Source organism: Candidatus Palauibacter polyketidifaciens (assembly GCF_947581785.1).
GTDB lineage: Bacteria > Gemmatimonadota > Gemmatimonadetes > Palauibacterales > Palauibacteraceae > Palauibacter > Palauibacter polyketidifaciens.
Window position 1 is genome coordinate 59242 of the sequence record NZ_CANPVO010000038.1, and the last position, 24236, is coordinate 83477.

The following is a 24236-nucleotide window of genomic DNA, read 5'->3' on the forward strand; positions in this document are numbered from 1 at the left end:
TCAGAAATGACGCTCTTGCGCTTCATCTCCGCGTAGCACCCGTGGCCGCCATCGATCGCCGCGACTTCATGCGGGGCGCCGCGCTGGCGGGCGCCGGGCTCGCACTCGGCTGCGATGCGGACGACCGGCGGGCGGCACCGGCGACGGCGACCGGCGACGAGGCCGGAACGGCGACGGCTCCCCCCCTGCTCATCGACCGGGCCAGCGTCTTCGACGTCCGGGCCGGCGCCATGCGCCCGGACACGAGCGTCCTCATCCGGGACGGCCGGATCGAAGCCGTCGCCCCCGGCGCGGAGTTGAACGCGGATTCCGACGCCGCCGCGGGCGCGGCGCGCATCGACGGGGCCGGCCTCTTCGTCCTCCCCGGACTCATCGACGCGCACGTCCACGTCACCCACATCCTCTACCAGTCACACATGACCGGCGACGAGGTCCTTCCCTTCTACCTCGGACACGGGGTCACGTCGATCCGGAGCACGGGAGACAACGTCCCGGCTCAGCGCCTTATCGAACGCTACGCCGAGGACCACCCGGAGATCTCTCCGAACCTCTTCCGGTGCAGCTTCCTCATCGACGGCAACCCGCCCTGGCATCCCGATGTCGGCTGGTACCTGGCGACGCCCGCCGACGTGGACCCCTTCGTGGCCGACATGGCGGCGTGGGGCGTGAAGACGCTCAAGCTGTATGTCGGCGTCACGCGCGAGGTCGGGCGCCGCGTGATCGAGGTCGGCCACGAACACGGTCTCGTCGTGAGCGGGCACCTCCTCGACTATCACACGGCGGACGCCGTCACCGACGGACTCGACTGCGTCGAGCACATCTATACGGTGTCCAACTTCCTCCTCGACGACCCCGACGACCGCCATTCGATCAACCTCGACTCGGACGAGGCGCGCCGCCTCATCGACGTCATCGCCGAACACGGCGCGCGCGTCGACCCGACGCTCATGGTCTTCTGGGGCACGCTCCTCTTCATGGATCTGCCCGAAGTCTACGGACACCCCGACCACGACCCCATGCCGGCCCGCCTCAAGGCGTTCTGGGACAAGGACCGGGCGCGGCGCAGTCTGGACTGGGGCGCGTCGCCCATCTCCGTGCGCGAGGGGACGTGGGAAAAATACCTGCGGCTCACCGGCATGCTGCATGAAGCCGGCGTGCAGTTGCTCGTCGGGACCGACGCCCCGGAGCCGCAAGTCGCGCCGGGCGCCTCGCTGCACCACGAGATGGAGTTTCTCGTCGAAGCCGGCATGCCGGCACGCGAAGTCCTGTCCGCCGCCACGCTCGAGAACGCGCGGATTCTGAAGGAAGAGGAGAGCCGCGGGGCCGTCGAGGCGGGACTGGAGGCCGATCTCGTACTGCTCGAAGCAGACCCTCTCGAGGACATCCGCAACACGAGACGCATTCGGACCGTCGTGCGCGGCGGACGCGCCCTCGACCCCGCCGAGATCCTGGCCGCCGCACCGGCCGAGTAGTCCGGCAACGGGAGACGCCCCATGCCCGCATCCCGAGAACACGTGGTTCGCACGCTCCTGGCGGCGGGCCTGGCCGTGGCGGCCCTGGTGCCCCGACCTCTTCCCGGCCAGGAAATCACGATCGTCCCATCCGTATCTGCTCGAAGGCGAAGCCGCCCGCACCCTGCTCGAGGACATTCGCGCGCGCTCGGCAGAGTTGGGGACCACACTTCGCATCGAAGGGGACGCCGGAGTCATCGATGTCTCGCGCTGAGATGGGCTCACTCCGTTTTCTGGACCTCCGTCGGGGAGTAGAACGATGAAGACACCGCTCTGGACACTGATCCTTCCGACCGCCGCGGGACTCGCCTGCGCGGGCGCGAACCCGGGAGGCCCTTCGGAGGGCGCTCCCGAACTGACGGCCCTCGACGCGATCTTCGCGGATTACGCCGGCTCCGAGGGGCCCGGGTGCGCATTCGCCGTTTCGCGGGACGGGCAACAGGTCATGTCGCGCGCGTACGGGATGGCGGATCTGGAGTGGCGCGTTCCGAACACGCCGGGGACGGTGTTCGAGCCCGGCTCCGTCTCGAAGCAGTTCGCCGCCGCGGCCACGATTCTGCTCGCGCTGGATGGACGGATCGATCTGGATGACGACATCCGGGCGTACTTTCCGGAGATGCCCGACTACGGCGAAGCCGTCACCGTGCGGATGCTGATCCACCACACGAGCGGTCTTCGGGACTGGGGCTCGGTCGCCGCCATTCAGGGCTGGCCGCGCTGGAGCCGGGTCCACTCACACAAGCACGCGCTCGACATCGCGAGCCGTCAGCGCGCCCTGAACTACGAGCCGGGCCGCTACTACTCGTACACGAACACCGGATACAACCTCCAGGCGATGCTCATCGAGCGGGTCACGGGCCAGACCTTCGACGAGTTTTCGCAGGAGCGGATCTTTCGCCCCCTCGGCATGACGAAGACGCAGTGGCGGGACGATTTCACCGAGATCGTGGACGAGCGCTCCGTCGGTTACCGGCGCGGAGAGGACGGCGAATGGCACATGCTGATGCCGTTCGAGAACGTCCACGGCAACGGCGGTCTGCTCACGACCGTGGGGGACCTCCTCCGCTTCACACATAATCTGGATACGGGCGAGGTCGGCGGGCCGGAATTCGTCCGTCTCATGCACGAGGAGGGCACGCTCGACTCGGGGTGGAAGACCGGCTATGCGGGCGGGCTGCGCGTGGGAGAATACAAGGGCGTGCGCGAGGTCTCGCACGGCGGTTCGACGGCCGCGTACCGGGCTTTCCTCACACGCTATCCGGATCACGGTGTGGCGGTGTCCCTGATGTGCAACGTGGCCGAGGCCGACTCGCGCGGACTCGTCCACCAGGTGGCGGAACTCTACCTCGCGGACGCCATGACCGAGGAGCCTCGGGCCGATGCGGGAGGGGCGGATGTCGATCCCGCGGACGTCGCCGCCTTCGCCGGCGGATACCGGGACACGCGAACGGGACAGTATCTCGAGCTGACCGCGGACGGTTCATCCCTGCTCATGAGCGGAGGACCCGGCGGGCCGCCGCTCGCGGCCACCAGCGCAACCGGGTTCGCCTCGGCGACCGGCGTATCCATCGCGTTCGAAGGTCCGGCGAACGCCGGCGAACGACCCGCAGGCATCCTGAACATGCCCGCGGCGGATGGCGTGCGGATCGAGCCCGTCGGCGCGTTCGAACCGACCTCGGCCGACCTGGCGGATTACGTCGGAGCCTACCACAGCGAAGAAGCCGAGGTGACGTACTGGTTCGCAGTCGAGGACGGGCGTCTCGTGTTCCGGGACCGGTACGGGGACGGCGCGGCTCTCGATCCCCTGTATCCCGACGCGTTCGGGCGAGAGTCCGGCACGATCATCTTCCGCCGGGATGCGACGGGACGGGTCACGCAGGCAAGTCTGAGCGAGGGGCGGGTCTGGGATCTCCGCTTCGAGCGGGTGCAATAGATCGCTACGGGACCGCCAGGTCCGCCTCCCCGCTGGCCGGGACGCGGTCGCGGGATCTCGACGGGGCGGAGATGTGCACCGACATTGCTCTAGCGGCCGCGCAGACGGCTTCGGCCGGCGACGACACGGTGAGCGGCGCAATTCCGTCAGGAGGAAGACGATGAAGACACGACTCGGGACCCTCATCCTCCCCCTCGCCGCAGGACTCGCCTGCGCGGACGCGAGTCGCGACGATGCGTCCGGGGGGACCGTCGAAATGGCGGCGCTCGACGCCGTATTCGCGGACTACAGCGCTTCGGACGGCCCCGGGTGCGCCTTCGCGGTGTCGCGGGACGGACAGCAGGTCATGGCGCGCGCGTACGGCATGGCGAACCTCGAGTGGGACCTGCCGAACACACCCGAGACCGTGTTCGAGCCGGGCTCCGTCTCGAAACAGTTCACCGCGGCGGCCACGATCCTGCTCGCGCTGGACGGACGCATCGACCTGGACGACGACATCCGGGAGTACTTTCCCGAGATGCCCGACTACGGCGAGCCGATCACGGTGCGCATGCTCATCCATCACACGAGCGGGCTCCGCGACTGGGGGTCGGTCGCGGGCATCCATGGCTGGGCGCGGACGACCCGGATCCACACGCACAAGCACGCGCTCGACATCGCGAGCCGCCAGCGCGCCCTCAACTACGAGCCGGGCCGCTACTACTCCTACACGAACACCGGATACAACCTCCAGGCGATGCTCGTGGAGAGGGTAACCGGACAGACGTTCGACGAGTTCTCGCAGGAGCGGATCTTCCGCCCCCTCGGCATGACGAAAACGCAGTGGCGGGACGATTTCACGGAGATCGTCGAGGAGCGCTCGATCGGATACCGGCGCGGCGACGACGACGAATGGCACATGCTGATGCCGTTCGAAAACGTGCACGGAAACGGCGGTCTGCTCACGACCGTCGGCGACCTTCTCAGGTTCACCCGCAACCTCGACACGGGCGAAGTCGGCGGGCCCGAGTTCATCCGGCTCATGCATGAGCAGGGGATGCTCGACTCGGGGCGGCAGATCAGCTACGCGGGCGGACTCTTCGTCGGCGATTACAAGGGCGTGCGCGAGGTCCAGCATTCCGGAGGAACCGCGGCGTACCGGGGCTTCCTCACCCGCTTCCCCGACCACGGGCTCGCGGTGTCGGTGATGTGCAACGTGGGCGAGGCCAACCCCGGCAGGCTCGCCCGCGCCGTGGCCGACCTCTACCTCGGGGACGCCATCGGCGAGGAAGCGTCGGAGGATCCCGCGGGCGCGGACGTCGACCCGGCCCGCGTCGCCGCTCTCGCCGGCGGATACCGCGACACCCGCACGGGCCAGTTCATGGAGTTGACGGCGGACGGCGCCTCGCTCCGCATGGGCGGAGGGCCGGGCGCGATGTCGCTCGCGGCGATGAGCGAGACCGAGTTCGCCTCACCGGCGGGCGTATCCATCGTCTTCGACGCCGCGGCCGACGGCGGAGCGAGGCCCGGGGCCACGATGGACACGCCGGTCGCCGATGACGTGAGGATCGAGCCCGTCGAGGGGTTCGAGCCCACCGCGTCGGACCTGGCCGCCTACGTGGGCGCGTACCACAGCGACGAGGCGGAAGTCACGTACTGGGTCGAGGTCGAGGACGGCGGCCTCGTATTGAAGGACCGCTACGGGGACGGACCGTCGCTCGTGCCGGTGTATCCCGATGCGTTCAGGCAGGGAGGCAGCACCTTCGTCTTCCGGCGCGACGAGAGCGGGCGGGTCACGCAGGCGAGCCTGAGCCAGGGACGCGTCTGGGATCTGCGCTTCGAACGGGTGCAGTAGCGCGACACGCCCGTCAGAGCTCGACGAGGATCTTCCCGTCCGCGCGGCCGGACTCGAGGGCCTCGTGTGCGGACGCCGTCTCCGCGAGGGGGAAGGTGGCGGCGATCCGCACGTCGAGTTGTCCGGCCGCGAGCCAGGTCGTGAGATCCCGGACCGCGGCGCGGCGGGCGGCGGCGGGCAGCAGGTAGCCCTGCAGAAAATGGATGCGCAGGTCCTTGAAGGCGAGCGGATAGTAGGCGAGCGGCAGTTCCGGGCCGGAGGTTGACGAGTACGAGGCGATGGTTCCGTTCTCCCGCAGAACCGCGACGTCCGTCTCGAGGTTCGCGGCGAGGTCCACCTCGATGATGCGGTCCACGCCTTTCCCATCCGTGAGGTCGAGGACCCGGCCGGCAACGTCCTCCCGCCGGTAGTCGATCGCATGTCTCGCGCCGCCGCCCCGCCCGACCTCCGCCTTGGCGGCGCTGCTCACCGTGGCGATGACCTCGGCGCCGCCCAGAGTGGCCAGTTGCACCGCCAGATGGCCGACGGCCCCGGCGCCTCCCTGCACGAGGATCCGCTTCCCGCCCACCGGTCCGTCCCCGTACACGGCGTAGTGCGCCGTACAGCCGGGCACTCCGAGGCCCGCCCCGTCCGCGAAGGAGGCATTGTCCGGCAACGGCACGGCCTGCGCGGCCGGCACCGCCGTGTACTCCGCCGCCGTCCCGAACGGACGGCCACCGCTCTGGGCATTCCACAGCCAGACGCGCTCGCCGACGCGAGACCCGTCCACCTCCGCCCCCACCGCATCGATCGTTCCCGCCCCGTCGGAATGCGGGACGATGCGCGGGTGAGGCATCGACAGACCGATCCAGCCGGCCCTCCGCTTGGTGTCCGACGGATTCACACCAGAGGCGGCCAGCCGCACCCGAACTTCTCCCGCCCCCGGCACGGGTGCTTCCTGCCGCCCGAACCGGAGCACCTCCGGCGCGGGGCCGGTCGTCTCATACCAGATCGCTTTCACGCGCCTTCTCCCGGTTGGAATCCCACGCCCGCCGCGGGTGCGCCGCAATGGGGCATGCGCCGCCTCCGCGTGCAACGCCCCAACCGCCCTCGAATCTTGTACATTCCCGGCTTCCCCGGGGCGGGACGGCCGGGGAATCACACGCCCCGGGGACATCCGCCGGGGGATTTGCCGGGGCCGCCGGGGATGCTCGTGAACGGAGAGATGCCGTGAGACTCAAGGGTGCCGTCGCACTCGTGACGGGGGGCGCACGCCGGCTGGGCCGCGCGCTGTCGCTGGGTCTGGCGGAGGCGGGATGCGACGTCTTCATCCACTACCGGAGCTCGGCCGAGGCGGCCGACCACACGGCGAACGAGGTGCGGGCCCTGGGGCGGCGGGCGGCGACGGCCGCGGCGGACCTGTCACGTCCGGAGCAGATCGACAACCTGTTCGACGCGTTCGACGCGGCGTTCGCACGTCTCGACATCCTGGTGAACTCCGCCGCGAGCTTCGAGCGCACCCCCTTCGACGAAGTGACGGTCGCCGAGTGGGACGCCGCGCAAGCGCTCAACCTGCGCGCTCCCTTCCTCATGACGCAGCGGGCCGCCCTCCGGATGCGGGCCGTGCCCGACCGGCGCGGAACCCAGGGGGAACCTCTGGCGCCCGGCGTCATACTCAACATGTCGGACATGGCGGCGGTCGCAGCCTGGAAGGGGTTTGCGCCGCACGGGGTCAGCAAGGCGGGACTTCTGCACCTGACGGCGCTCACGGCCCGCGAACTGGGCGCGGAGGTGCGCGCGAACGCGATCGTCCCCGGCCCGATCCTTCCGCCTCCCGGCGAGACGGCGGAGGACGAGGCCTGGCGGGAGAAGGGTCGGAGGATTCCGCTCGGTCGGACGGGCGATCCGGAGTACGTGGCACACGCGGCGCGGTTCCTGGCCGAGAACGACTATGTGACGGGAGCGACGATCTACGTGGACGGCGGCGAACATCTGCTGACGGGAAGACGGGTCTGATGGCGTCCGATACGGTCATCATCCGTGATCTCCTCGTTCGAGGCATCATCGGAGTCAACGACTGGGAGCGCGAGAAGAAACAGGACATCGTGATCAACCTCTCCCTCTCCGTGGACGCCCGGGCCGCGGGCGAGTCCGATGACGTCGCGGACGTGCTGAACTACCGGACGCTGACGAAGCGCGTCATCGCGCACGTTGAAGGGGCCGAGCCGTATCTCGTCGAAGCCCTCGCGCACCAGATCGCACGGATCGCGATCGTCGATTTCGGCGCCGTGCGGGCGAAGGTCCGCGTGGAGAAGCCCGGCGCGCTGCGCTACGCGCGCTCGGTGGGGGTCGAAGTCGAACGGACGGCGGCGGACTACGCGTGAACGCCTCGCCCCGGACAGCCCTCCTCACGCTCGGCTCGAACATCGATCCGGAGCGGCACATCGTCGCGGCCCTCGAGGCGCTCGACGAACTGCTGGGCATCGACGGAGCCTCGCCCATCTACGAAGCGGAACCGGTCGGGAACCCCGGGATGCCCCGCTTCCTGAACGCGGCGGTGCGCATCACGACCGATCTCTCCCCGGGTGAGTTGAAGTTCGAGGTCATCCGGCCGCTGGAGCGGCGCCTCGGACGCGTCCGCACCGCCGACCCCAACGCCCCCCGCACGATCGACATCGACATCGCCGCCGTGCAGGGCCTGGTCCTCGACCAGGAGGAGCTGCAACTCCCGGACCCGGAGATCCCGACGAGGGCGCATCTGGCGGTGCCCCTCGCCGATGTGGCGCCGGGATTCCGGCATCCCGGGCTGGGAATCACACTGGGTGAGATCGCGGCCCGTTTCCGTGACGAGCCGGGCCTCGCGAAACGCGACGATGTCCGGTGGCCGTGAACCCGGTTCGACCGTACCTTCCCGCCCCATGATTCCGTCCGCGGCCCTCCCGGAAAGGGGGACTCGCCCTGCTCCGTTCCGGGGCGCGAACGTCGTCCGATTTCTGTGCCTGCTGGGGCTCTTCCCGACGTCCGCGGCGCAGGCGCAGGACGGCGCGGGCGCCATCATCGACACGGTCATCATCGGCCGGCAGGACGTCTTCCCGGAGGATGCCGCAGCCGGAAACTTCATCTACCGGCTCGGCAACGGACTGCACGGGACGACGCAGCCCTGGGTCATCCGCCGCGAGCTGCTCCTGGGGCCGGGGACGCCCTACGACTCGCTCCTGGCCGCCGAGAGCGAACGGAACCTCCGCCGCCTCGGCCTCTTCCGCCGGGTCCGCGTGGACACCGCCCGCGTCGACGGGAAACTCGCGCTGAGCGTGAGAACGCGCGACGCGTGGAGTCTGCAGCCGCGCATCACGGGGCGGCTCGCAGCGGACGGCACGCTGACCGGCACCTTCGGGGTCACCGAGATCAACCTTGCGGGCAGCGGAAACGCCATGCGCGTGTGGTACGTCCGTGAGACCGACCGCGACGGCATGGATCTCCGGCTGACGTCGAATCGACTGGCCTCCACCCGGCTCGCGGCCAACGCGACGTGGCTCAACCTGTCGGACCGCGACGTCGTCGCGTGGCGCCTGTCGAATCCCTTCCGCGCGCTCTCGGACCGCTCGGCGTTCTATTACGAGGGACGGGACTTCCAGGGGCGTATCCCGCAGTACGTGCGCCACAATCCGGACAGCCTCCAGACGATCGAGTGGCGGCGGCGAGCCCACATCCACCGCCTGACGGGAGCGATCGCGCCGATCGCGAGTCCGCGGAAGTTCCTCCGCATCGGGGCAACGCTCGAAGTCCGGCATGAGGAACACCTCCGGCTCGAACATCCCGGCGTCAATCCGGACAGCCTCGACGCCACGGTGCCGGACTCCGTGTACGGGCTCATCGGCGTATACGCCGAATGGCGGCGGGCCCGCTTCGAGCGCGTGCAGCGCTTCAACGGGTTTTCCGAGGAGGATCAGGATCTCAGCGACCGCGTGTTCGTCTCCGTCAAGCTCGCCCACGAACGCCTGGGATACAGGTCGACGGGAATCGGAACGCGTCTTCTCCTGTCGTCCGGAAGGCGGGCGGGCCCCGCGATTCTCAAGGGTGTGCTCGACGGCGGCGGCCTCTTCAACTCGGCGGGCCTCGACTCCGGCTACGTCTTCGGCACCGGAACGGCGGCGGTGCGGGAGACGGAGCGGAACACGACGTTTCTGCAGGCATCCGCAGGGGTCCAGGAATCGCCCCGCCCGGGCTCCGAGCACGACATCGGCTTCCAGATATTGCCGCGCCTCTGGGGTCCACACGCGTTCGTGGGCACCCGCACGGTGCGCGCGACGCTCGAACACCGCTCCTACCTGGTGGACAACTTCTACAACCTGTTCGGGCTCGGCGTCGGCGCCTTCGTCGACTATGGAGGCGCCTGGTACCCCGACCAGGATTCGAGGCTGGGCGGCAACATCGGGGTCACCGTGTTCGGAGGATCCCCGCTCTCCTCCTTCGCGCAGGTAACGAACCTCAATGTCGGTTACCGCTTCGGCGGAGGGATCGGTGAGAGCGAGAGATCGAGGTGGGCCTTCAGCGCCGGCGGCGGTTTACGATTCTGACGGAGTTCTCCGGTCCCCGGACGCACGGCGCTAGGGCAGCAGGATGCCGCCGGCGACGAGGAGTTGCTCGCCGCCCTCGAGTTCGTACCTCGCCTCGACGAAGGGCGTGAACCCGACGAGGGGGAAGCGGAATCCGGCGATGACGTTCAGGCCGGACCGCCGCTCCGAAACCCCTTCTCTTCCGTTGGACGGAACCTTTTCCCACGCCAGGTTGAGTCCGCCGCCGGCGTACGGGACCAGGTTCGTGACCCGATCGAGCGGGATGTCCACGAGGACGTTCACGTTGAGTTCGTGGTAGTCGTAGTCGCCGCCGGGATCGCCGAGGCCCGAGTCGGGGAAGAAGTAGTCGAAGGACCCGGCGAGCCAGGCCCCGGGGGCGATCCAGGGCAGCGACAGCTGCGCGCGCGGGCCGAGGCCGAAGTCCGCGTCGTCCCCGAAGGTGACCTGGCCCCCGGCCTTGAATTCCTGCGCGGCCAGGGGCGGCCCGCCCACGACGACCGCGAGCAGAACGATGAGCGACCCCGACGTTCTTCGACGCATATTCCCCTCCCCCGTTTCTCGAACTCCCCGCTTCCTGGACTCGCCGTCGGTCCCGCTCCGGCTTCCGACAGGAGTGGGACGCCGCGAAGGCCCCGACGGTTGCACCCGGCCCGTCGATCCCGAACTTTCGTCCACCGACCCGCGTACGAGGCCCCATGGAAAGACTCCGGATCCCCAACCTAGCGACGTACCTGCCGGTCGCGCCTTCCGATCTGCTTCTCGCCGCCCCCGTTGCGGCCCGGGTCCTCTTCGGTCTGAGCCCGGCCGGGCGGGTCGTGCAGGCGGCGGCGCTCGGCGTGTACGCGGGCAGCGCGCTCCTCGACTGGGCGGTTCGGGCGGACGCCCGTCGCGTGAACTTCGAGGACGCGTTCGGCTTCGACCCGCTCTCCCCGCCCCCGGCGTCGGAGGAGGAGCGGATGCGGGACGTCGAAGGTCTCGTCGAGCGGCTGAACGCGAATTATGTGCCGCTGGAGACGCCGCGGAAGGAACTGGCGGAACAGGTCGACCTGTGTCTCACCGATTTTCTTGCGGAGCACACGGGCCAGCGTCTGGAGACGAGTTCGCAGGTCCGGGAGTTCATGCTGGCGCAGATCGTCTTCCCCTTCGCGCTCGGGGCGGCGGACCCCCTGACCGGGGACGTCGCGATCTTCCGGAGCACGGGCATCTTCGAACCCCATGTGATCGCGCACGAGTTCTGCCACCGCAAGGGATACATGAAGGAAGTCGAGGCGCAGGTCCTCGGCTACTTCGCCCTGTTGCATTCGGGTGAGGCCGTCCTCGAGCAGTCGGCCCACTGCGAGCGCCTGGACCGCCAACTCTGGGTGCTGGCGGAGCGGGACGCCGCTGCGTACAACGATCTCCTCGCCGAGATCGGACTTCGGGAGGAGTTGAAGGATGCCTTCGCCGTGCGCCACCCGGCCGAGGGTCCGGTCAGCGGCGTCGTGGGTCCGATGATGAAAAACGCCTACAACGCCCGCATGAAGCTCACGGGGCAGAACGGCCTCTCCGACTACGACGAAGGCTTCACGAACTTCCTCCTCGCGACCGAGCGAACCGCCGACTCGTGAACCTCCAGGATCCGGCGCTCACCTTCGCCCTCGCCGTCACCGCGGGCGTCGTTGCGCAGTCGGTCGCGCGACACGCACGCGTACCCGGCATCCTCTTCCTGCTCGCGACCGGCATCCTCCTCGGGCCGGCCTTCGCCAACATCGTGCGGCCCGACACGCTGGGGGGAGGCCTCAACCCCATCGTCGGGCTGGCCGTCGCGGTGATCCTCTTCGAGGGCGCGCTGCAACTCAACCTCGACCGGCTGCGGCGCGAGGCGGTGACGATCCGCCGCCTGATCACGCTCGGCGCGCTCGTCACGATCGCAGGGGCCACCGTCACGGCGATGCTCGCGCTGGGCTGGAGCCTCCGCATCGCGTTGCTGTTCGGGGCGCTCGTCTCGGTCACGGGTCCGACGGTGATCAACCCGCTCACGCGGCGGATTCGCCTGCGAAACAACCTGCGGACGATCCTCGAGGCGGAGGGCGTGCTCATAGATCCGGTCGGCGCGATCCTCGCGGTCGTCGCGTTCGAGTTGGCGCTCGCGTCGACGGCGGGCGACGTGGGGGCCGGTTTCCTCGGCCTCCTCACGCGCCTGGGCCTCGGCTCCGTCATCGGCGTGGCCGGAGGGTTCATCATCGGAGGACTATTGAGGATGCGGCGCGCGATCCCCTCCGATCTTCGGAACATCTTCACGCTCGCCTGCGTCCTCGCGCTCTACCAGGGTTCGCACGCCATCCTGCCCGAGAGCGGCATCATGACCGTCGCGATCGCCGGCCTCGTCGTCGGCAACATGGGGCCCCGGCACGCGCGCGAACTCGTCGAGTTCAAGGAGCAGCTCACCTTCCTGCTCGTGGGGCTCCTCTTCGTCCTCCTGTCGGCGGCGGTGGACCTCGGCGACGTGCGCGCGCTGGGGGTGGGCGGGATCGTGACCGTGATCGTCCTCGTCGCCGTCGTCCGTCCCCTCTGTGTTCTCCTCTGCACCTGGGGCGCCGGCCTCAGCCGCAACGAGCAGGCGTTCCTCGCCTGGCTCGCCCCGCGCGGGATCGTCGCCTTCGCCGTCTCGTCGCTGTTCGCGGCGGAACTCGCGCACAGCGGGATGGAGGTGGAAGGCAACCAGCTGCGGGCGATGGTCTTCCTCGTCATCGCCGTCACCGTCGTCGTCCTCGGCGGGACCGGCGGGCTCATGGCGCGTCTGCTGGGGGTACGGAAACCGTCCAACCACGGGTTCGCCGTCGTCGGGGCGAATCCCATCGGACGCGCGCTCGCCCGAACCCTGCGCCTCGCCCGCCGCGGGGATGCACCCATCGTTCTCATCGACACGAACCCGACGGAAGCGGGGGCGGCGGAGAGCGACGGCTTTCGCGTCGTGCTCGGTAACGCGAACGAGTCGCGCGCGCTCCTGAAGGCGGGGGTCGAATCGCGCCGCGCCCTCGTCGCCCTCACGCCGAACGAAGGCGTGAACCTGCTCATTGCCAAACGGGTCGGGGAAAGCTGCCCGGGCGTGAGCCGCCTCGTGGCCATCGATCCGCTCACGCCGGGAGTCGGACCCGAGCAGGTCGAGGAGGGCGGCGCCTCGGTACTGTTCGGGCTCGGGATCGACTACGAGCGCTGGGCGCACAACTTCCGGCGGGACCGCGTGGAGATCGAACCTCTCATCTTCGAGGGCCTCGCCGGGCTGCGCATCCCCCAGATCGACGCGCTCGCCGACCGCCGGCTCCCCGCCCTCGCCCTCGTGCATCGCCGCGGCAAGCGCGAACAGCCGGTGTCGAGCGACACGACGCTGAAGCCCGGCGACGTCGTCTGGTTCGGCTGGCTGCGCGGACAGGCGGAAATCGTCGAACCGCGTCTCGCCCGGGCCGGATTCCGCCGCCCGGACGTCGAGAGCCCGGAGGACGGCGGCGGGACGGCGGAGGAAAACATCCCCGGCGCCGGTGGCACACCGTTCGTTGACGGGCCAGATTCGGACCGATGAAGATCCACACCGCCCGGCGGACCCACGGCTTCACGGAATCCGTGATCCGGATGATGACCCGGCTCTCGAACGAGCACGGTGCCATCAACCTGTCGCAGGGCTTCCCCGACTTCGAGTCGCCCGACACGCTGAAGATCGGTGCCGCGCGCGCGATCTACGACGACGTGAACCAGTACGCGATCACGTGGGGCGCGAAACGGTACCGCGACGCGCTCGCCGCGAGCTACCGCGACTGGTACGGGCTCGACGTCGATCCGGAAGCGCACCTCACGATCACCTGCGGCGCGACCGAGGCGATGATGGCCGTGCTCCTGGCGGTCGTGGACCCGGGGGAGGAAGTCATCGTCTTCGAGCCGTTCTACGAGAACTACGGCCCGGACACGACGCTCTGCGACGCAACCCCCGTGTTCGTGCCGCTGACCGCGGAGTGGCAGATCGACTTCGACCGCCTGCGCGCGGCGTTCAGCGACCGGACGCGCGCGATCATCGTGAACACCCCGAACAACCCCACGGGCCGCGTGTTCAGCCGCGACGAACTCGAGAAGATCGCGATCCTGTGCCAGGAGTTCGACGCCTACGCGATCACGGACGAGGTCTACGAGCACATCCTCTACGACGGTGCGCGGCACATTCCGATGGCGACGCTTCCCGGCATGCGGGACCGGACGATTACGATCAGCGCCGCCTCGAAGACGTTCGCGGTCACGGGCTGGCGGATGGGGACGATCGTCGCGCACCCGGAGTTGTCGGACGCCATCCGCAAGGTCCACGACTTCCTCACCGTGGGAGCCGCCGCGCCCCTGCAGGAAGGCGTGGCCACCGGCCTCGAGATGCTTCCGTCGTCCTACTACGAGGGGCTCGCCGACGTATACGGCGCGAAGCGGGATCTCTTCTATCCCGCGCTCGTGGAGGCCGGGTTCGACTGCCGCAAGCCGGAGGGCGCGTACTACGTGCTCGCGGACTTCTCCGACCTCTCGGATCTGCCGGACGACGAGTTCGCGTTCTGGCTCACGCGCACGGTCGGCGTGGCTCCCGTCCCCGGATCCAGCTTCTTCCACAACCCGGAGGATGGGCGCAAGCTCGTGCGGTTCGCCTTCTGCAAGACGGAAGCGCTGCTCGAGCAGGCCGCCGAAAGGCTCGTAACGACCAAAGCCCGGGTGTGAAGCTCCCTTCGGTCGAGCGGCTCGCCGGAGCGGCGTGGGCGACGGCTCGGCGGTTCCCCGTCGTCCTGGCCTGCGCAGTCGTCGCGGCGATCGCCGCGATGCGCGCGATCAACGCGGAAACGGCGCTCGAGCTGCGCCTCCTGGCCTCGGCCAGTCTTGGTCTGCCGCTGCTTACCGGGCTCACCCTGTTCGCGGAGCGCTGGAAGCTCCCGCTGCCGCGGCACTGGGCGCTGCGCGGACTCGGCCTGGCCGTGCTCGCCCTCTACTACTGGCAGTGGCCGAGCTGGGGTGAGAACATCGCCGGTCTCCGCCATTTTCATCTGACCGCGACCCTGCATCTGCTCGTCGCCTTTATCGCCTACCTCGGCGTCCGCGAGCCGAACGGTTTCTGGCACTTCAACCGTACGCTCTTCTTCCGCTTCGGCCTCGGGGCGATCTACACGGGCGTCCTCTTCGGCGGACTCTCCATCGCCATGTTCGGCATCGAGAATCTCTTCAACATCGACATCGCCGATGAGAACTACGGCCGACTCTTCTTCTTCCTCGGCTTCGTCTTTCAGACGTGGTTCGTGCTCGCGGGCGTGCCGGACGATTTCGAGCAACTGGAACGCCGCGACGACTATCCCGCAGGTCTGCGCGTCTTCGCCCAATACGTGCTCCTCCCGCTCGTCGCCGTCTATCTGATCATCCTCACCGCCTACCTCGGACGCGTCGTCATCACGACGACGTGGCCCAGCGGGTGGATCGGACTTCTCGTCTCCGCCCTCGCCGCCTTCGGCATCCTGTCGCTCCTCCTCGTGCATCCGCGGCGCGGACAGGAGGACCACGCGTGGATCGACACGTACGCCCGCATCTTCTGGATCCTCATCATCCCGTCCATCGTCATGCTCCTGCTCGCCATCGGGCAGCGCATCGAGCAGTACGGGATCACGGAGCGCCGGTATCTCCTGCTGCTGCTCGGGATCTGGCTGGCGGGCACCGCCCTCTTCTACACGGTGACGCGGTCGCGCGAGATCAAGGGGATTCCGCTGACGCTGGCGATCATCGGCGCCGTCACTTTCGTTGGCCCCTGGTCCGCGTACGCCGTGGCCGAACGGAGCCAGACGGGCCGGCTCGAGGACCTGCTCTCGGCGCACGGCGTCCTGGCGGAGAGCAGGATCTCGCCGGCCGCCGTCGAGGTCCCGCCGGAGGACTGGCAACAGATCAACGATGTCCTGCTGTACCTGATTTCGTGGCATGGGACGTCCCCCATCGACGAATGGTTCGAGGGCGGGGTGGCGGCGGTGGATACGATCGGAGACGGAATGGCGGCCTCGATGCGGGTCGCGGAGGCCGGGCGCCGGGCGACGCTCATCGCGGACCATTTCGAACTCGTGCCGTCCGAGGGACTGCTCGCGGATCCCTACGGGTTCGTCGACATTTCGCCCCCGGGGGGCCGGAACGCGGCGATCACCGTGGCCGGCTTCGACCGGGCCGTCTTCGAGCGCAACCTCCTGGGAGGACGCTACCCGTTCGAGGGCGACTCCCTCACCTTCGAGGCCACTCCGGACAGCCTCGGTACGACGATCCGGCTCGGCGGGGACGAACTGGCCACGGTCTCGTTCGCCGAACTCATCGCGCGCGCCGGGCGCTCCGGGACCACGACCGCACCGGGAAGGGTGCAACTGCCTCCGGACTCGCTGCGGCTCGAGATCTCCGGGGCGGACGTGACGGCACGCATCCAGGTCACGCTGCTGCGGCTCCGTGACAGCGATGGGGAACGGCGACCGACCCGCGTCACCGGCACGCTGCTCCTCGCGCCCCCCGAGGGCGGCTGACGCAGGGCTGCCCGGACCGCCGGCCATCGACGGCGGCGGACAACCTTTCGGAGCGGGATTCGGTCGTAGTGGTTGGAACCTGACCGCGCACCCGCGCGTATGTCAGTGAGACAACCACAGCGAGCTTGCGGACACTCGACCTTTCCTCCTGGAGCCGACGTGACGTTCATTCGAAGAGTCGCCGCCGCCTTCACCCTCTGGGCCCTCGCGATCTGCGTGTGGGCCGCCCTTTCCCACCTCACGAGCCTGCCCGGACCGGCAAAGGCGAGTACGGCGACTCTGGAGGGGATGGCGAGCCTCGTCGAACGGGCGGATCCGCCGGGCTCGCTCCGCGCGCCGCGGTTTGCCGCAGAGCAGTTGCGCCGCACGGCACACACGGCCGGACGGATCAACGGAGGCATCGAGCGCGCCATCGGAGCCTGGCTGGACGGCCTCGGACACGACGCGGCCCACGGCCGGCAGGTGCGCTTCGGGTCCGCGGTAGTGGTCGGCGAACGGGATGCCAAGGCCGTCATCGGCAATGCCCACATGACGATCAGGATGGATGCGAGGTCCGATGCGGGCCGCGCGCGGCTCGCGGAACTCCATGGGCTGCGCCTGTCCGCGGGGAACCCGTTACGGACGCGAGACGCGGGAATCTGGATCGACCGGACCGAGAAGGCCCCGGCCGGATCGTCTGAAGCGGATCTCAAGCTGCACGCCGCGAGACACGGGGAGACGTTCTCCCTCAAGGCCGCGGAGGCGGGGTCCGCGCTGGATGAGGCGTCGATCAGACTGGATGTCGATGCCAACCTCGACCGGGACAAGCTCAAGAAGCGGCTTGAGAAGCTCCTCGATCTGCTGGAGGATCTGCAGGGGTTCGAGGGCGGCCGGTAGCTCGCGGATTTTCGGTACACGACGCCGGAACCCCATGAAGCGCCAGGGTGGGCGGGCCGGAGCGGCCGGGCTGCTGGTTGCGGTCTCGTTCGCGGGCGTGGTACCCGTCGTGTCCGCGCAGGAGGCGCATGCGGGCCACGCCGGGTCGCCGGAAGGGGGCCGGCCGACGACGTCGACGGCGAGCATCCGGGTCGTCGATGATCCGGAACGCAAGGAACTCGCGGTCATCCTGGGGCCGATCGACCTCCCCGCCCATTCATCCCACCACATGGCCCAGCTGCCCGTGCAGGAAGGCACCGTCCCCTTCGACCTGACGATCCGGGGCTATCGCACCCACATCATCGATGGCCACGGCGCGCCGGTGCCGCGCGTCGTCCTGCATCACATGAACCTGCTCGATCCGGGGCGGCGGGAGCTGTTCCTGCCGATCATGCTGCGGGTTCTGGCGGCGAGCCATGAGACGCGGCCCGTGAGCTTCCCCGGCTGGCTGTTCGGCATTCCGATGAAGGGCGGTTCGAGATTCCTCGCGCTCACCATGCTGCACAATCCGACGGAAGCGGACTACGAGGGCGTCACCGTCCACCTGACGCTCGAGTACGAGCGCCTCGCCCGCCTCCCCGTCTACCCGGTGGCGCCGTTCCATCTCGATGCGATGTACCCCGAGGTCTCCGCGACGAAAGCCTGGGACCTTCCGCCCGGCCATTCGGTCAAGACATGGGACGCGAGTCCGGCGATCCGCGGGCTCATCATCGGTCTCGGCGGTCATCTCCACGCGCACGCGTCCCGGCTCCGCTTCGAGAATCTGTCGACGGGCGACGTACTGTACGACATCCGGCCCAGGCTCGATGCGGATGGCCACGTCGTGGACATCCCGGCACTCCTGCACAGGGGGCGGGGCGTGGGCGCGCTCGTCGTCCCGGAACACCGGTACCGGATCACCGTCGAGTACCGAAACCCGTTCGATACGGTGATCGAGGACGGCGGCATGGGTTCGATCGCCGGCGCCTTAATCCCGCTGGAGGACTGGCCCGCCGCGAATCCCCGGGAGGCGCTATTCGCCGCCGACTACGACTGGGTCGTCCGCAGTCAGGTCGAACACGGGGCCGTGCACGAAGGCCACGGCAAGCCCGCCGGGCGCTGACGCCCGTCCGACCCACCGCGGCGCGCCGCTCAGCTCCCCCGGCTGTACTCTGTGCGACCGCCGATAATCGTGTAGTCCACCACGGTCTCAAGGATCTCGTCCGCGGGAATCGTGAGGATGTCCCGGGACAGGACGGTGATGTCCGCCAGCTTCCCGACTTCCAGCGTCCCCTTGAGGTTTTCCTCGAACGCGGCGTACGCGTTGGCCCACGTATAGGAACGCAGCGCCTCCTCGCGCGTCATCGCCTGCTCCTCGAAGAAGGTCTCGCCACCTTCGATCACGCGGGTGACGGTACAGTGGAAGCTCGCCAGGGGGTCCGCGTCCTCGACCGGGACATCCGTACCGTTCGTCACGACGACGCCGGCCCGCATGAAGTCCCGCCACACGTAGGCGCCCGAGCGCGCCCGGCCCGGCCCGAGCCGGAGGATGATCCAGGGACCGTCGGAGCAGGCGTGGACGCCCTGCATGGAGGCGATGACCCCCAGCTCGGCAAAGCGCGGAATATCCGCCGGATTGACGTGCTGCGCGTGCTCGATCCGCCAGCGCAGGTCACTCGTCTCCGCGTGGTCGGCAAAGGTGCGCCCGTACAGGTCGAGCACCTCGCGGTTCGCGCGGTCGCCGATCGCATGCGTATTGACCTGATAGCCCCGCTCTATCGCGAGTCGCGCGATGCGCTCGATCTCCTCCGGCGGCGTCGTCGGCAGTCCGATGGAGGCCGGCATGTCCGAATAGGGCTCAAGCAGCCAGGCGCCGTGCGATCCGAGCGCCCCATCCGCGACTTGCTTGATCGACCGCACGGTGAGCCGATCATCCCCATATCCCACCATGTAGTAGTCGTCCAGTCGCCCCTCGAGCGTCTCCATCCCGCCCTGCAGCATCACGTAGAGCCGCACGGGCAGCGCGCCCTCGTCCGCGAGCGTCCTGAGCAGGTCCACCGTCCCGAAGCCGGAACCCGCGTCCTGAAAGCTCGTGACTCCCTTCCGAAGCAGCTCCTCGTTCGCGAGCCGCACCTGCTCGCGGGCCCGCTCCTCGCGCTCGGCCTCTGAGCGGTTCGCCTCCTCCTCGGCAAACGCCGCCCGCGCCAGGCGCTGCGCGGTCTCTCTCAGCACGCCGGTGGGTTGCCCCTCCGCGTCATGGACGATCTCGCCGCCCGGAGGGTTGGGCGTGTCGGCGTCGATCCCGGCCAACTCGAGCGCCCTCGCGTTCACGAACGAAGCGTGCCCGCTCGCATGCGTCAGAATGACCGGATTGGCGGGGCTCACCGCGCTGAGGCCGTCGTGGACCGGCTGCCCCTCGACCATCGGATCCGGCGGCTCGCTCCATTTCTCCTGGTGCCAGCCCCTGCCGCTGATCCAGGCGCCCGGTGCCGCGCTCGAGGCCGTCTCGCCCACCAGGCTGACGATGTCATCCCAGGTGTCGGCGGTCGTCAGGTCGAGGATCATGCGCGCGTTTCCCAGACCCATGAAGTGACCGTGACCTTCGATGAACCCCGGGATCGCGAGCCGGCCCCCGAGGTCGATGACTTCGGTGCCTTCCCCGATCCATCCGGAGACGTCGTCGTCCGCCCCGAGCGCGACGATACGCCCTTCCCTCGACGCCAGAGCGCTGACCACCTCCCCGCCGTCGCCCGCCAGAGTCGCGATCTTCCCGTTGGTGAGGACGAGTTCAGCCACGCCCATCGGCGGATCGGCGGCCGTCGCGCCGCCCGCTTCCGCCGAATCCCCGGCGTCGGTCGCGCAGGCCGCAAGGGCGGGGAGAAGCAACGATCGGACGAAAGCGGACGGTACTTCACGATGTCGAATCATGGTATCTCTGACCTTGATGTAGAGCGGTTCGGCTGATCATAGCGGCACGCCGTTGACCGTGCACAGGAGGGGCAGGCCGTCCGCGCGCTCAACTACCCCGCCGGGGCCCGTGCGGGTACGTTTCACGGGAATCCGCTGGGCTTCCGGGCGCTCCCGGATCGTCCGCAAACGAGGCGGGAGAGGACGGGTGCGATGGGGCGAAGGCGTAGTGTCGGAAGGTGGGGAGTCGGCCTCGCGCTGGGTCTCGCCTTCGCCCTTCCGGCCGACGCCGGGGCCCAGATCGGCATCCTCGCGGGCTACAACCGCGACACGCTCGCGGAGTTCCTGCCGGAGAACGGGTTCGATCTCACGGAACTCACCGATGGGTATCACGTCGGAGTCTTCCTGAATTTCAACCTCGCGACCTTCTCCATCCGGCCGGCCGTCATTTACCACCGCATGCCGGAACTCGTCGCGATGGCGGGCGAGGAACGGGTCCGGTTCGACATCGATCTGGTGGAAATCCCGCTCGACTTCCGCATTCGGCTCCCCCTGCCTGCCATCCAGCCCTATGTGCTGGGCGGGCCCGTCCTGACCTTCCCCTCCAGCACGTTTTCGGGCGTGGACGACCTCCTCACGGCACGCCCGGTGCGCGCGGAGTTCGGAGTCGGCGTCGAACTCGACCTCGGTTTCCGGCTCTGGCCCGAAGTGCGCTACGGATTCGGGCTCGGTTCGCTGATGGGATCCGATGTCGCCGTCGGATCCCGGGTACTCCAGGGCGAAGGAGAGCCCCGGCACGACTCCCTGACGCTCCGGCTCGGCATCAGCTTTTAGCAGCTCGCGGCAAGAGTCCCGCTGCGTCCCCGGGGCTGGCCGGACTTGACGCTTCGACGGCCCGTTCCCCATTATGGCTCCGAAAGAATACCGAACAAACACCGAAACCGATGAATCGGGAGACGATGCGGGGAGTTTCCGAGAGACGGCGCTCGATTCGGGGACGCGGAAGCGCGCACAACCCGGCGAACCGCTTCCTTCCTCTCGCGGTGGAGCGGGAGGCCTGGACGCTCGCTTCCGACCCGGATCCGCGGACGGAGATCCTGGAGGATCGATCGCGCTCGATCATCTCTTACAACAACAGTCCGGACCTCGGCTTCGACGCGAGTCTGAACCCGTACCGCGGGTGCGAGACCGGGTGTTCGTACTGCTACGCGCGACCCACCCACGAGTATTTCGGACTCTCGGCGGGGCTCGACTTCGAGAGCCGGATCCTGGCGAAGCCGGAGGCCCCCGCCCTCCTCCGACTCGAACTGGCCTCTCCGCGGTGGAAGCCGCAGGTGCTCGTCCTCAGCGGGGTGACGGACCCGTATCAGCCCGTGGAGCGCCGCCTCGGGATCACGCGCCGCTGCCTCGAGGTGCTGGCCGAAGCCCGGAACCCGGTCGGGATCGTGACGAAGCACCACCGCGTGACGCGGGACATCGACCTCCTGCGTGAACTCGCGCCGTACGACGCCGTGCAGGTTCAACTCTCCATCACGACGCTGGACCGCTCGCTGCAGCGAAGGTTGGAGCCGCGGGCGTCGACCCCCGAGCGGCGGCTCGACGCGATTGCGCGCCTGGCGGACGCGGGCATCCCGGTGGGGGTGAACGTCGCGCCCGTGATTCCCGGACTCACGGACCATGAGATCCCGGCCATCGTCGACGCGGCGGCGAAGGCCGGAGCCGGGAGGGCGATCTACATCATGCTCCGCCTTCCGTACGGGGTCGCCGCCCTGTTCGAGGACTGGCTGCAACGGAACTGTCCGGGCCGGGCGGAGAAGGTGTTCAACCGCATGCGGGAGCTGCGGGGCGGGAGCCTCTATGCTTCGAACTTCGGGGAGCGGATGCGAGGGCGCGGCCCGTTCGCCGAACAGGTCGCGCGGCTCTTCTCACTGGCGCGTGCGAAGCACGGCCTCGAGCCGCGCGACTACAACCTCACGGCGGAACACTTCCGGCCGCCGCGGGCCGGCCCCCAATTGGGACTGTTCGACTAGCGGTCGAGGTCTCCGGCGCGCGGCCGCCACCTGAATGCACCCTCCCGCTCCTCCAACTCGACGGTGAGCGTCTGCTCCGCACCGCCGCGGACGATGTGGACCGACACCTCCCCCGGCTCGAGATCGGAGAGAGCCCGTCGCAGGTCGTCGGGGTCCTCGATCTCCTCGTCGCCGAGCCCGACGATGACGTCGCCCGCCCGCAAGCCGCCCTCAGCGGCCGGCGTGTCCTCGTAGACGGAGGTGACGAGGACGCCACCTTCCACGCCGAAGTACTCCGCGAGCTGATCGCCCAGGCTCTGCGTGTTCGCGCCGAGTCGCGGGCGCCCCGACAGTTCGTAGAAGATGCGACTCACCGCCCCGTCGGCGGCTCGTTCCCGGACCTCCCGGAGCCGCTCTTCCACTTCGAGAGCCCGTTCCCGCGCGCGCGCCGACGAGGGCCGGACTCGCGTCAGCTCGACCTGCGGGGAGACGAAGGTCAAGCCACGGCTCGAGAAGACGCCCGTCCGCTCGGCGAGTTCGACGGACACCTCGCGTTCCGCTCCGTCACGGAGCACCGTCAGATCGACGACACGCCCGGGCAGCGTCTCGCTCACCAGCCGCCGAAGCCCCGCAACGCTCTCGACGCGCTCGCCGTTCCAGGCCACGACGACGTCGCCGTCCTCGATGCCGGCCTCGGCCGCCGGTTCGCCGTCGACGACGCCGTCGATGTAGACGCCGTACGCGCGGGACATCCCGAGCTCCGAAGCGCGCTCCCCGTCGACATCCAGGATCTCCACACCGAGGTATGCGCCACCCCCGGAAAAGGCCACCCGGACCCGTTCGCGCCGCTCGTCCTCATCGTCCTCCTGGGCCGCGACCGGCGCCCCACCGGCGTACAGCCCGGCGACCAGCGCCACCGCAAGCCCGATGGCGAGTGACTCCCTCCAGTTCTTCATGTATCCCCCCTCGGGATCATTCCCAGGTCGTGAACCAACGCCTTCGTTTCCTGCAGGGTCGGACACTCCGGGGAGGCCGGTCGGTTGCCCGGCGGGGCAGCCTCAGCGGTCCGGGGCGAAGAAGAGGGGGATGCCTCCCTCCGTCGGCGCGATGACCATGTTGTTGCTCCCCTCGCCGATCCGACCGAGCATCTCCAGGTAGCGCCAGTACAGGTAGCGCTGGCCCGAGATGCCGGCGAGGCTCTCCGCGATGATGTCCTGCGCATCCCGGATCCCCTCGGCCTCCGCGCGCTGCTGGTTCGCCTGTTCGACCACGACCTGGGTCTGGTACTCCTCGGACTGCACCTGCTGCTCGCGCGACAGCTTGGCCTCGATCGCCTCGCGGATCGTCTCCGGCGGCACGACCTCGCGCACGAAGAAATCGGTGATCTCGAGCCCGCGCGGGTTGAGGCGGTCCGTCATCAGCGCCTCGATGCGGCCGGAGATGCCCGTCCGGTTGGTGGACAGGATGTCCGAAGCCTCGATCTCCGCGATCGCGTCCCGGATGGCCGAGCGATACGTGTTGTAGACGAACGCGGCAACGGCGTTCTCGTTCCCCACCGTGAGATAGAGGTGGACGGCGCTGTCCGGGTTGATGCGGTAGCGGTAGGCGGCGTCGACGGCGATCTGGAGCTGGTCCGAGGTGAGGGCGTCCAGGCGCTCGGCCTGTCCGCCCGCGGGGTACTGGACCTCGCGCAGTGGGTAGTTCGTCCACGAGCGCAGGACGTTGTGGTACAGCCCCTGCGTGTAGGGGCGGGACGCCACGGCGCCGGTGACCGGGTTCCGCTTGACCGCCACCTCGTACTCGTCAACGCGGTTGAAGCCGAACACGAACAGGATGAGCACGAAGAGAACCCCGGCGACGGCGGCCACCGTGCCGATGCGAAGCGACTTCACTGATTGAGCCATTCTCGTCCTCCCGAAAAATCGAGACAGTGTCCGCGGGCGGCGAGGCCGTGCGGACGGTATCGTACGTAGTTCATTGCAAGGTAAGCGCGCGGTCGCGCCCGTCCCACCTCGCGGGCGGGATCTGTGGTCGCATCTACACGCCTGGCGGG

At 69.0% G+C, this 24236-nt stretch carries 20 protein-coding genes; 15 read left to right on the forward strand and 5 right to left on the reverse strand.

Going from position 1 to position 24236, the window contains the following annotated elements:
- Positions 1 to 41 precede the first annotated feature (41 nt).
- From RN729_RS09945 to RN729_RS09955, 3 genes are all read left to right on the forward strand, one after another.
- Complete coding sequence (locus RN729_RS09945) at positions 42 to 1472, forward strand: amidohydrolase family protein (RefSeq protein WP_310784355.1); 1431 nt, start codon at positions 42 to 44, stop codon at positions 1470 to 1472.
- 298 nt (positions 1473 to 1770) lie between these two features.
- Complete coding sequence (locus RN729_RS09950; protein ID WP_310784357.1) at positions 1771 to 3444, forward strand: serine hydrolase domain-containing protein; 1674 nt, start codon at positions 1771 to 1773, stop codon at positions 3442 to 3444.
- 160 nt (positions 3445 to 3604) lie between these two features.
- Positions 3605 to 5278 carry a serine hydrolase gene (locus tag RN729_RS09955; RefSeq protein ID WP_310784359.1) on the forward strand — a complete coding sequence of 558 codons (1674 nt, stop codon included), beginning with the start codon at positions 3605 to 3607 and terminating at the stop codon, positions 5276 to 5278.
- Between the two features lie 13 nt (positions 5279 to 5291).
- Here RN729_RS09955 and RN729_RS09960 read toward each other — a convergent pair whose 3' ends face one another.
- Positions 5292 to 6278, reverse strand: a complete 987-nt coding sequence (locus RN729_RS09960) for an NADPH:quinone reductase (protein WP_310784361.1) — start codon at positions 6276 to 6278, stop codon at positions 5292 to 5294.
- A 209-nt stretch (positions 6279 to 6487) separates the two neighbouring features.
- Here RN729_RS09960 and RN729_RS09965 point away from each other — a divergent pair, with 209 nt between their 5' ends.
- Genes RN729_RS09965 through RN729_RS09980 form a run of 4 tightly spaced genes read left to right on the forward strand, consistent with a single transcriptional unit; the run spans position 6488 to position 9834 of the window.
- Entirely contained in the window at positions 6488 to 7273 is a 786-nt protein-coding gene (locus tag RN729_RS09965) for an SDR family oxidoreductase (RefSeq protein WP_310784363.1), read from the forward strand.
- Entirely contained in the window at positions 7273 to 7641 is a 369-nt protein-coding gene (folB, locus tag RN729_RS09970; protein ID WP_310784365.1) for a dihydroneopterin aldolase, read from the forward strand. The genes RN729_RS09965 and folB overlap by 1 nt, the downstream gene beginning before the upstream one ends.
- A complete protein-coding gene (gene folK / locus RN729_RS09975; protein WP_310784367.1) occupies positions 7638 to 8147 on the forward strand; it encodes a 2-amino-4-hydroxy-6-hydroxymethyldihydropteridine diphosphokinase in 510 nt (169 codons plus the stop codon). The genes folB and folK overlap by 4 nt, the downstream gene beginning before the upstream one ends.
- Before the next feature lie 28 nt (positions 8148 to 8175).
- Positions 8176 to 9834: a hypothetical protein gene (locus tag RN729_RS09980; RefSeq protein ID WP_310784369.1), complete on the forward strand. Its 1659-nt coding sequence runs from the start codon at positions 8176 to 8178 to the stop codon at positions 9832 to 9834.
- A gap of 30 nt (positions 9835 to 9864) precedes the next feature.
- Here the strand turns inward: RN729_RS09980 and RN729_RS09985 are convergent, their stop codons facing one another.
- A complete protein-coding gene (locus RN729_RS09985) occupies positions 9865 to 10374 on the reverse strand; it encodes a hypothetical protein (RefSeq protein WP_310784371.1) in 510 nt (169 codons plus the stop codon).
- Between the two features lie 155 nt (positions 10375 to 10529).
- On the opposite strand from RN729_RS09985, the gene RN729_RS09990 reads away from it, so the two are divergent.
- The 6 genes from RN729_RS09990 to RN729_RS10015 all read left to right on the forward strand — a co-directional run bounded on the left by RN729_RS09990 (position 10530) and on the right by RN729_RS10015 (position 18390).
- Complete coding sequence (locus RN729_RS09990) at positions 10530 to 11441, forward strand: DUF3810 family protein (protein ID WP_310784372.1); 912 nt, start codon at positions 10530 to 10532, stop codon at positions 11439 to 11441.
- Positions 11438 to 13393, forward strand: a complete 1956-nt coding sequence (locus tag RN729_RS09995; RefSeq protein WP_310784373.1) for a cation:proton antiporter — start codon at positions 11438 to 11440, stop codon at positions 13391 to 13393. The genes RN729_RS09990 and RN729_RS09995 overlap by 4 nt, the downstream gene beginning before the upstream one ends.
- Positions 13390 to 14556 carry an aminotransferase class I/II-fold pyridoxal phosphate-dependent enzyme gene (locus RN729_RS10000; RefSeq protein ID WP_310784375.1) on the forward strand — a complete coding sequence of 389 codons (1167 nt, stop codon included), beginning with the start codon at positions 13390 to 13392 and terminating at the stop codon, positions 14554 to 14556. Before RN729_RS09995 ends, RN729_RS10000 begins: the two co-directional genes overlap by 4 nt.
- Positions 14553 to 16373 carry a DUF4153 domain-containing protein gene (locus RN729_RS10005; RefSeq protein ID WP_310784377.1) on the forward strand — a complete coding sequence of 607 codons (1821 nt, stop codon included), beginning with the start codon at positions 14553 to 14555 and terminating at the stop codon, positions 16371 to 16373. Before RN729_RS10000 ends, RN729_RS10005 begins: the two co-directional genes overlap by 4 nt.
- A gap of 159 nt (positions 16374 to 16532) precedes the next feature.
- The gene (locus RN729_RS10010) at positions 16533 to 17249 is read left to right on the forward strand and encodes a hypothetical protein (RefSeq protein ID WP_310784378.1); all 717 of its coding nucleotides are present in this window, start codon (positions 16533 to 16535) and stop codon (positions 17247 to 17249) included.
- 34 nt (positions 17250 to 17283) lie between these two features.
- Positions 17284 to 18390: a hypothetical protein gene (locus RN729_RS10015; RefSeq protein WP_310784379.1), complete on the forward strand. Its 1107-nt coding sequence runs from the start codon at positions 17284 to 17286 to the stop codon at positions 18388 to 18390.
- Positions 18391 to 18419: 29 nt separating this feature from the next.
- Here the strand turns inward: RN729_RS10015 and RN729_RS10020 are convergent, their stop codons facing one another.
- Complete coding sequence (locus RN729_RS10020) at positions 18420 to 20195, reverse strand: amidohydrolase (RefSeq protein ID WP_310784380.1); 1776 nt, start codon at positions 20193 to 20195, stop codon at positions 18420 to 18422.
- A gap of 192 nt (positions 20196 to 20387) precedes the next feature.
- On the opposite strand from RN729_RS10020, the gene RN729_RS10025 reads away from it, so the two are divergent.
- On the forward strand, positions 20388 to 21008 hold the full coding sequence (locus RN729_RS10025; protein ID WP_310784381.1) for a hypothetical protein: 621 nt from the start codon (positions 20388 to 20390) through the stop codon (positions 21006 to 21008).
- A gap of 110 nt (positions 21009 to 21118) precedes the next feature.
- On the forward strand, positions 21119 to 22204 hold the full coding sequence (locus RN729_RS10030; RefSeq protein ID WP_310784383.1) for a PA0069 family radical SAM protein: 1086 nt from the start codon (positions 21119 to 21121) through the stop codon (positions 22202 to 22204).
- Here RN729_RS10030 and RN729_RS10035 read toward each other — a convergent pair.
- Complete coding sequence (locus RN729_RS10035) at positions 22201 to 23139, reverse strand: PDZ domain-containing protein (protein WP_310784385.1); 939 nt, start codon at positions 23137 to 23139, stop codon at positions 22201 to 22203. The genes RN729_RS10030 and RN729_RS10035 overlap by 4 nt on opposite strands.
- A gap of 102 nt (positions 23140 to 23241) precedes the next feature.
- On the reverse strand, positions 23242 to 24087 hold the full coding sequence (locus tag RN729_RS10040) for a prohibitin family protein (RefSeq protein WP_310784386.1): 846 nt from the start codon (positions 24085 to 24087) through the stop codon (positions 23242 to 23244).
- Positions 24088 to 24236: the final 149 nt, after the last annotated feature.

Excerpts from the sequence above, each read along its gene's own strand:
- RN729_RS10030 (WP_310784383.1), top strand. The coding sequence starts at position 21,119 with ATGAATCGGGAGACGATGCGGGGAGTTTCCGAGAGACGGCGCTCGATT.
- RN729_RS10035 (WP_310784385.1), bottom strand. The coding sequence starts at position 23,139 with ATGAAGAACTGGAGGGAGTCACTCGCCATCGGGCTTGCGGTGGCGCTG.
- RN729_RS10015 (WP_310784379.1), top strand. The coding sequence starts at position 17,284 with ATGAAGCGCCAGGGTGGGCGGGCCGGAGCGGCCGGGCTGCTGGTTGCG.
- RN729_RS10025 (WP_310784381.1), top strand. The coding sequence starts at position 20,388 with ATGGGGCGAAGGCGTAGTGTCGGAAGGTGGGGAGTCGGCCTCGCGCTG.
- RN729_RS09990 (WP_310784372.1), top strand. The coding sequence starts at position 10,530 with ATGGAAAGACTCCGGATCCCCAACCTAGCGACGTACCTGCCGGTCGCG.
- RN729_RS10040 (WP_310784386.1), bottom strand. The coding sequence starts at position 24,087 with ATGGCTCAATCAGTGAAGTCGCTTCGCATCGGCACGGTGGCCGCCGTC.
- folB (WP_310784365.1), top strand. The coding sequence starts at position 7,273 with ATGGCGTCCGATACGGTCATCATCCGTGATCTCCTCGTTCGAGGCATC.
- RN729_RS09980 (WP_310784369.1), top strand. The coding sequence starts at position 8,176 with ATGATTCCGTCCGCGGCCCTCCCGGAAAGGGGGACTCGCCCTGCTCCG.
- RN729_RS09955 (WP_310784359.1), top strand. The coding sequence starts at position 3,605 with ATGAAGACACGACTCGGGACCCTCATCCTCCCCCTCGCCGCAGGACTC.
- RN729_RS09950 (WP_310784357.1), top strand. The coding sequence starts at position 1,771 with ATGAAGACACCGCTCTGGACACTGATCCTTCCGACCGCCGCGGGACTC.
- RN729_RS10000 (WP_310784375.1), top strand. The coding sequence starts at position 13,390 with ATGAAGATCCACACCGCCCGGCGGACCCACGGCTTCACGGAATCCGTG.
- RN729_RS09985 (WP_310784371.1), bottom strand. The coding sequence starts at position 10,374 with ATGCGTCGAAGAACGTCGGGGTCGCTCATCGTTCTGCTCGCGGTCGTC.
- RN729_RS10020 (WP_310784380.1), bottom strand. The coding sequence starts at position 20,195 with ATGATTCGACATCGTGAAGTACCGTCCGCTTTCGTCCGATCGTTGCTT.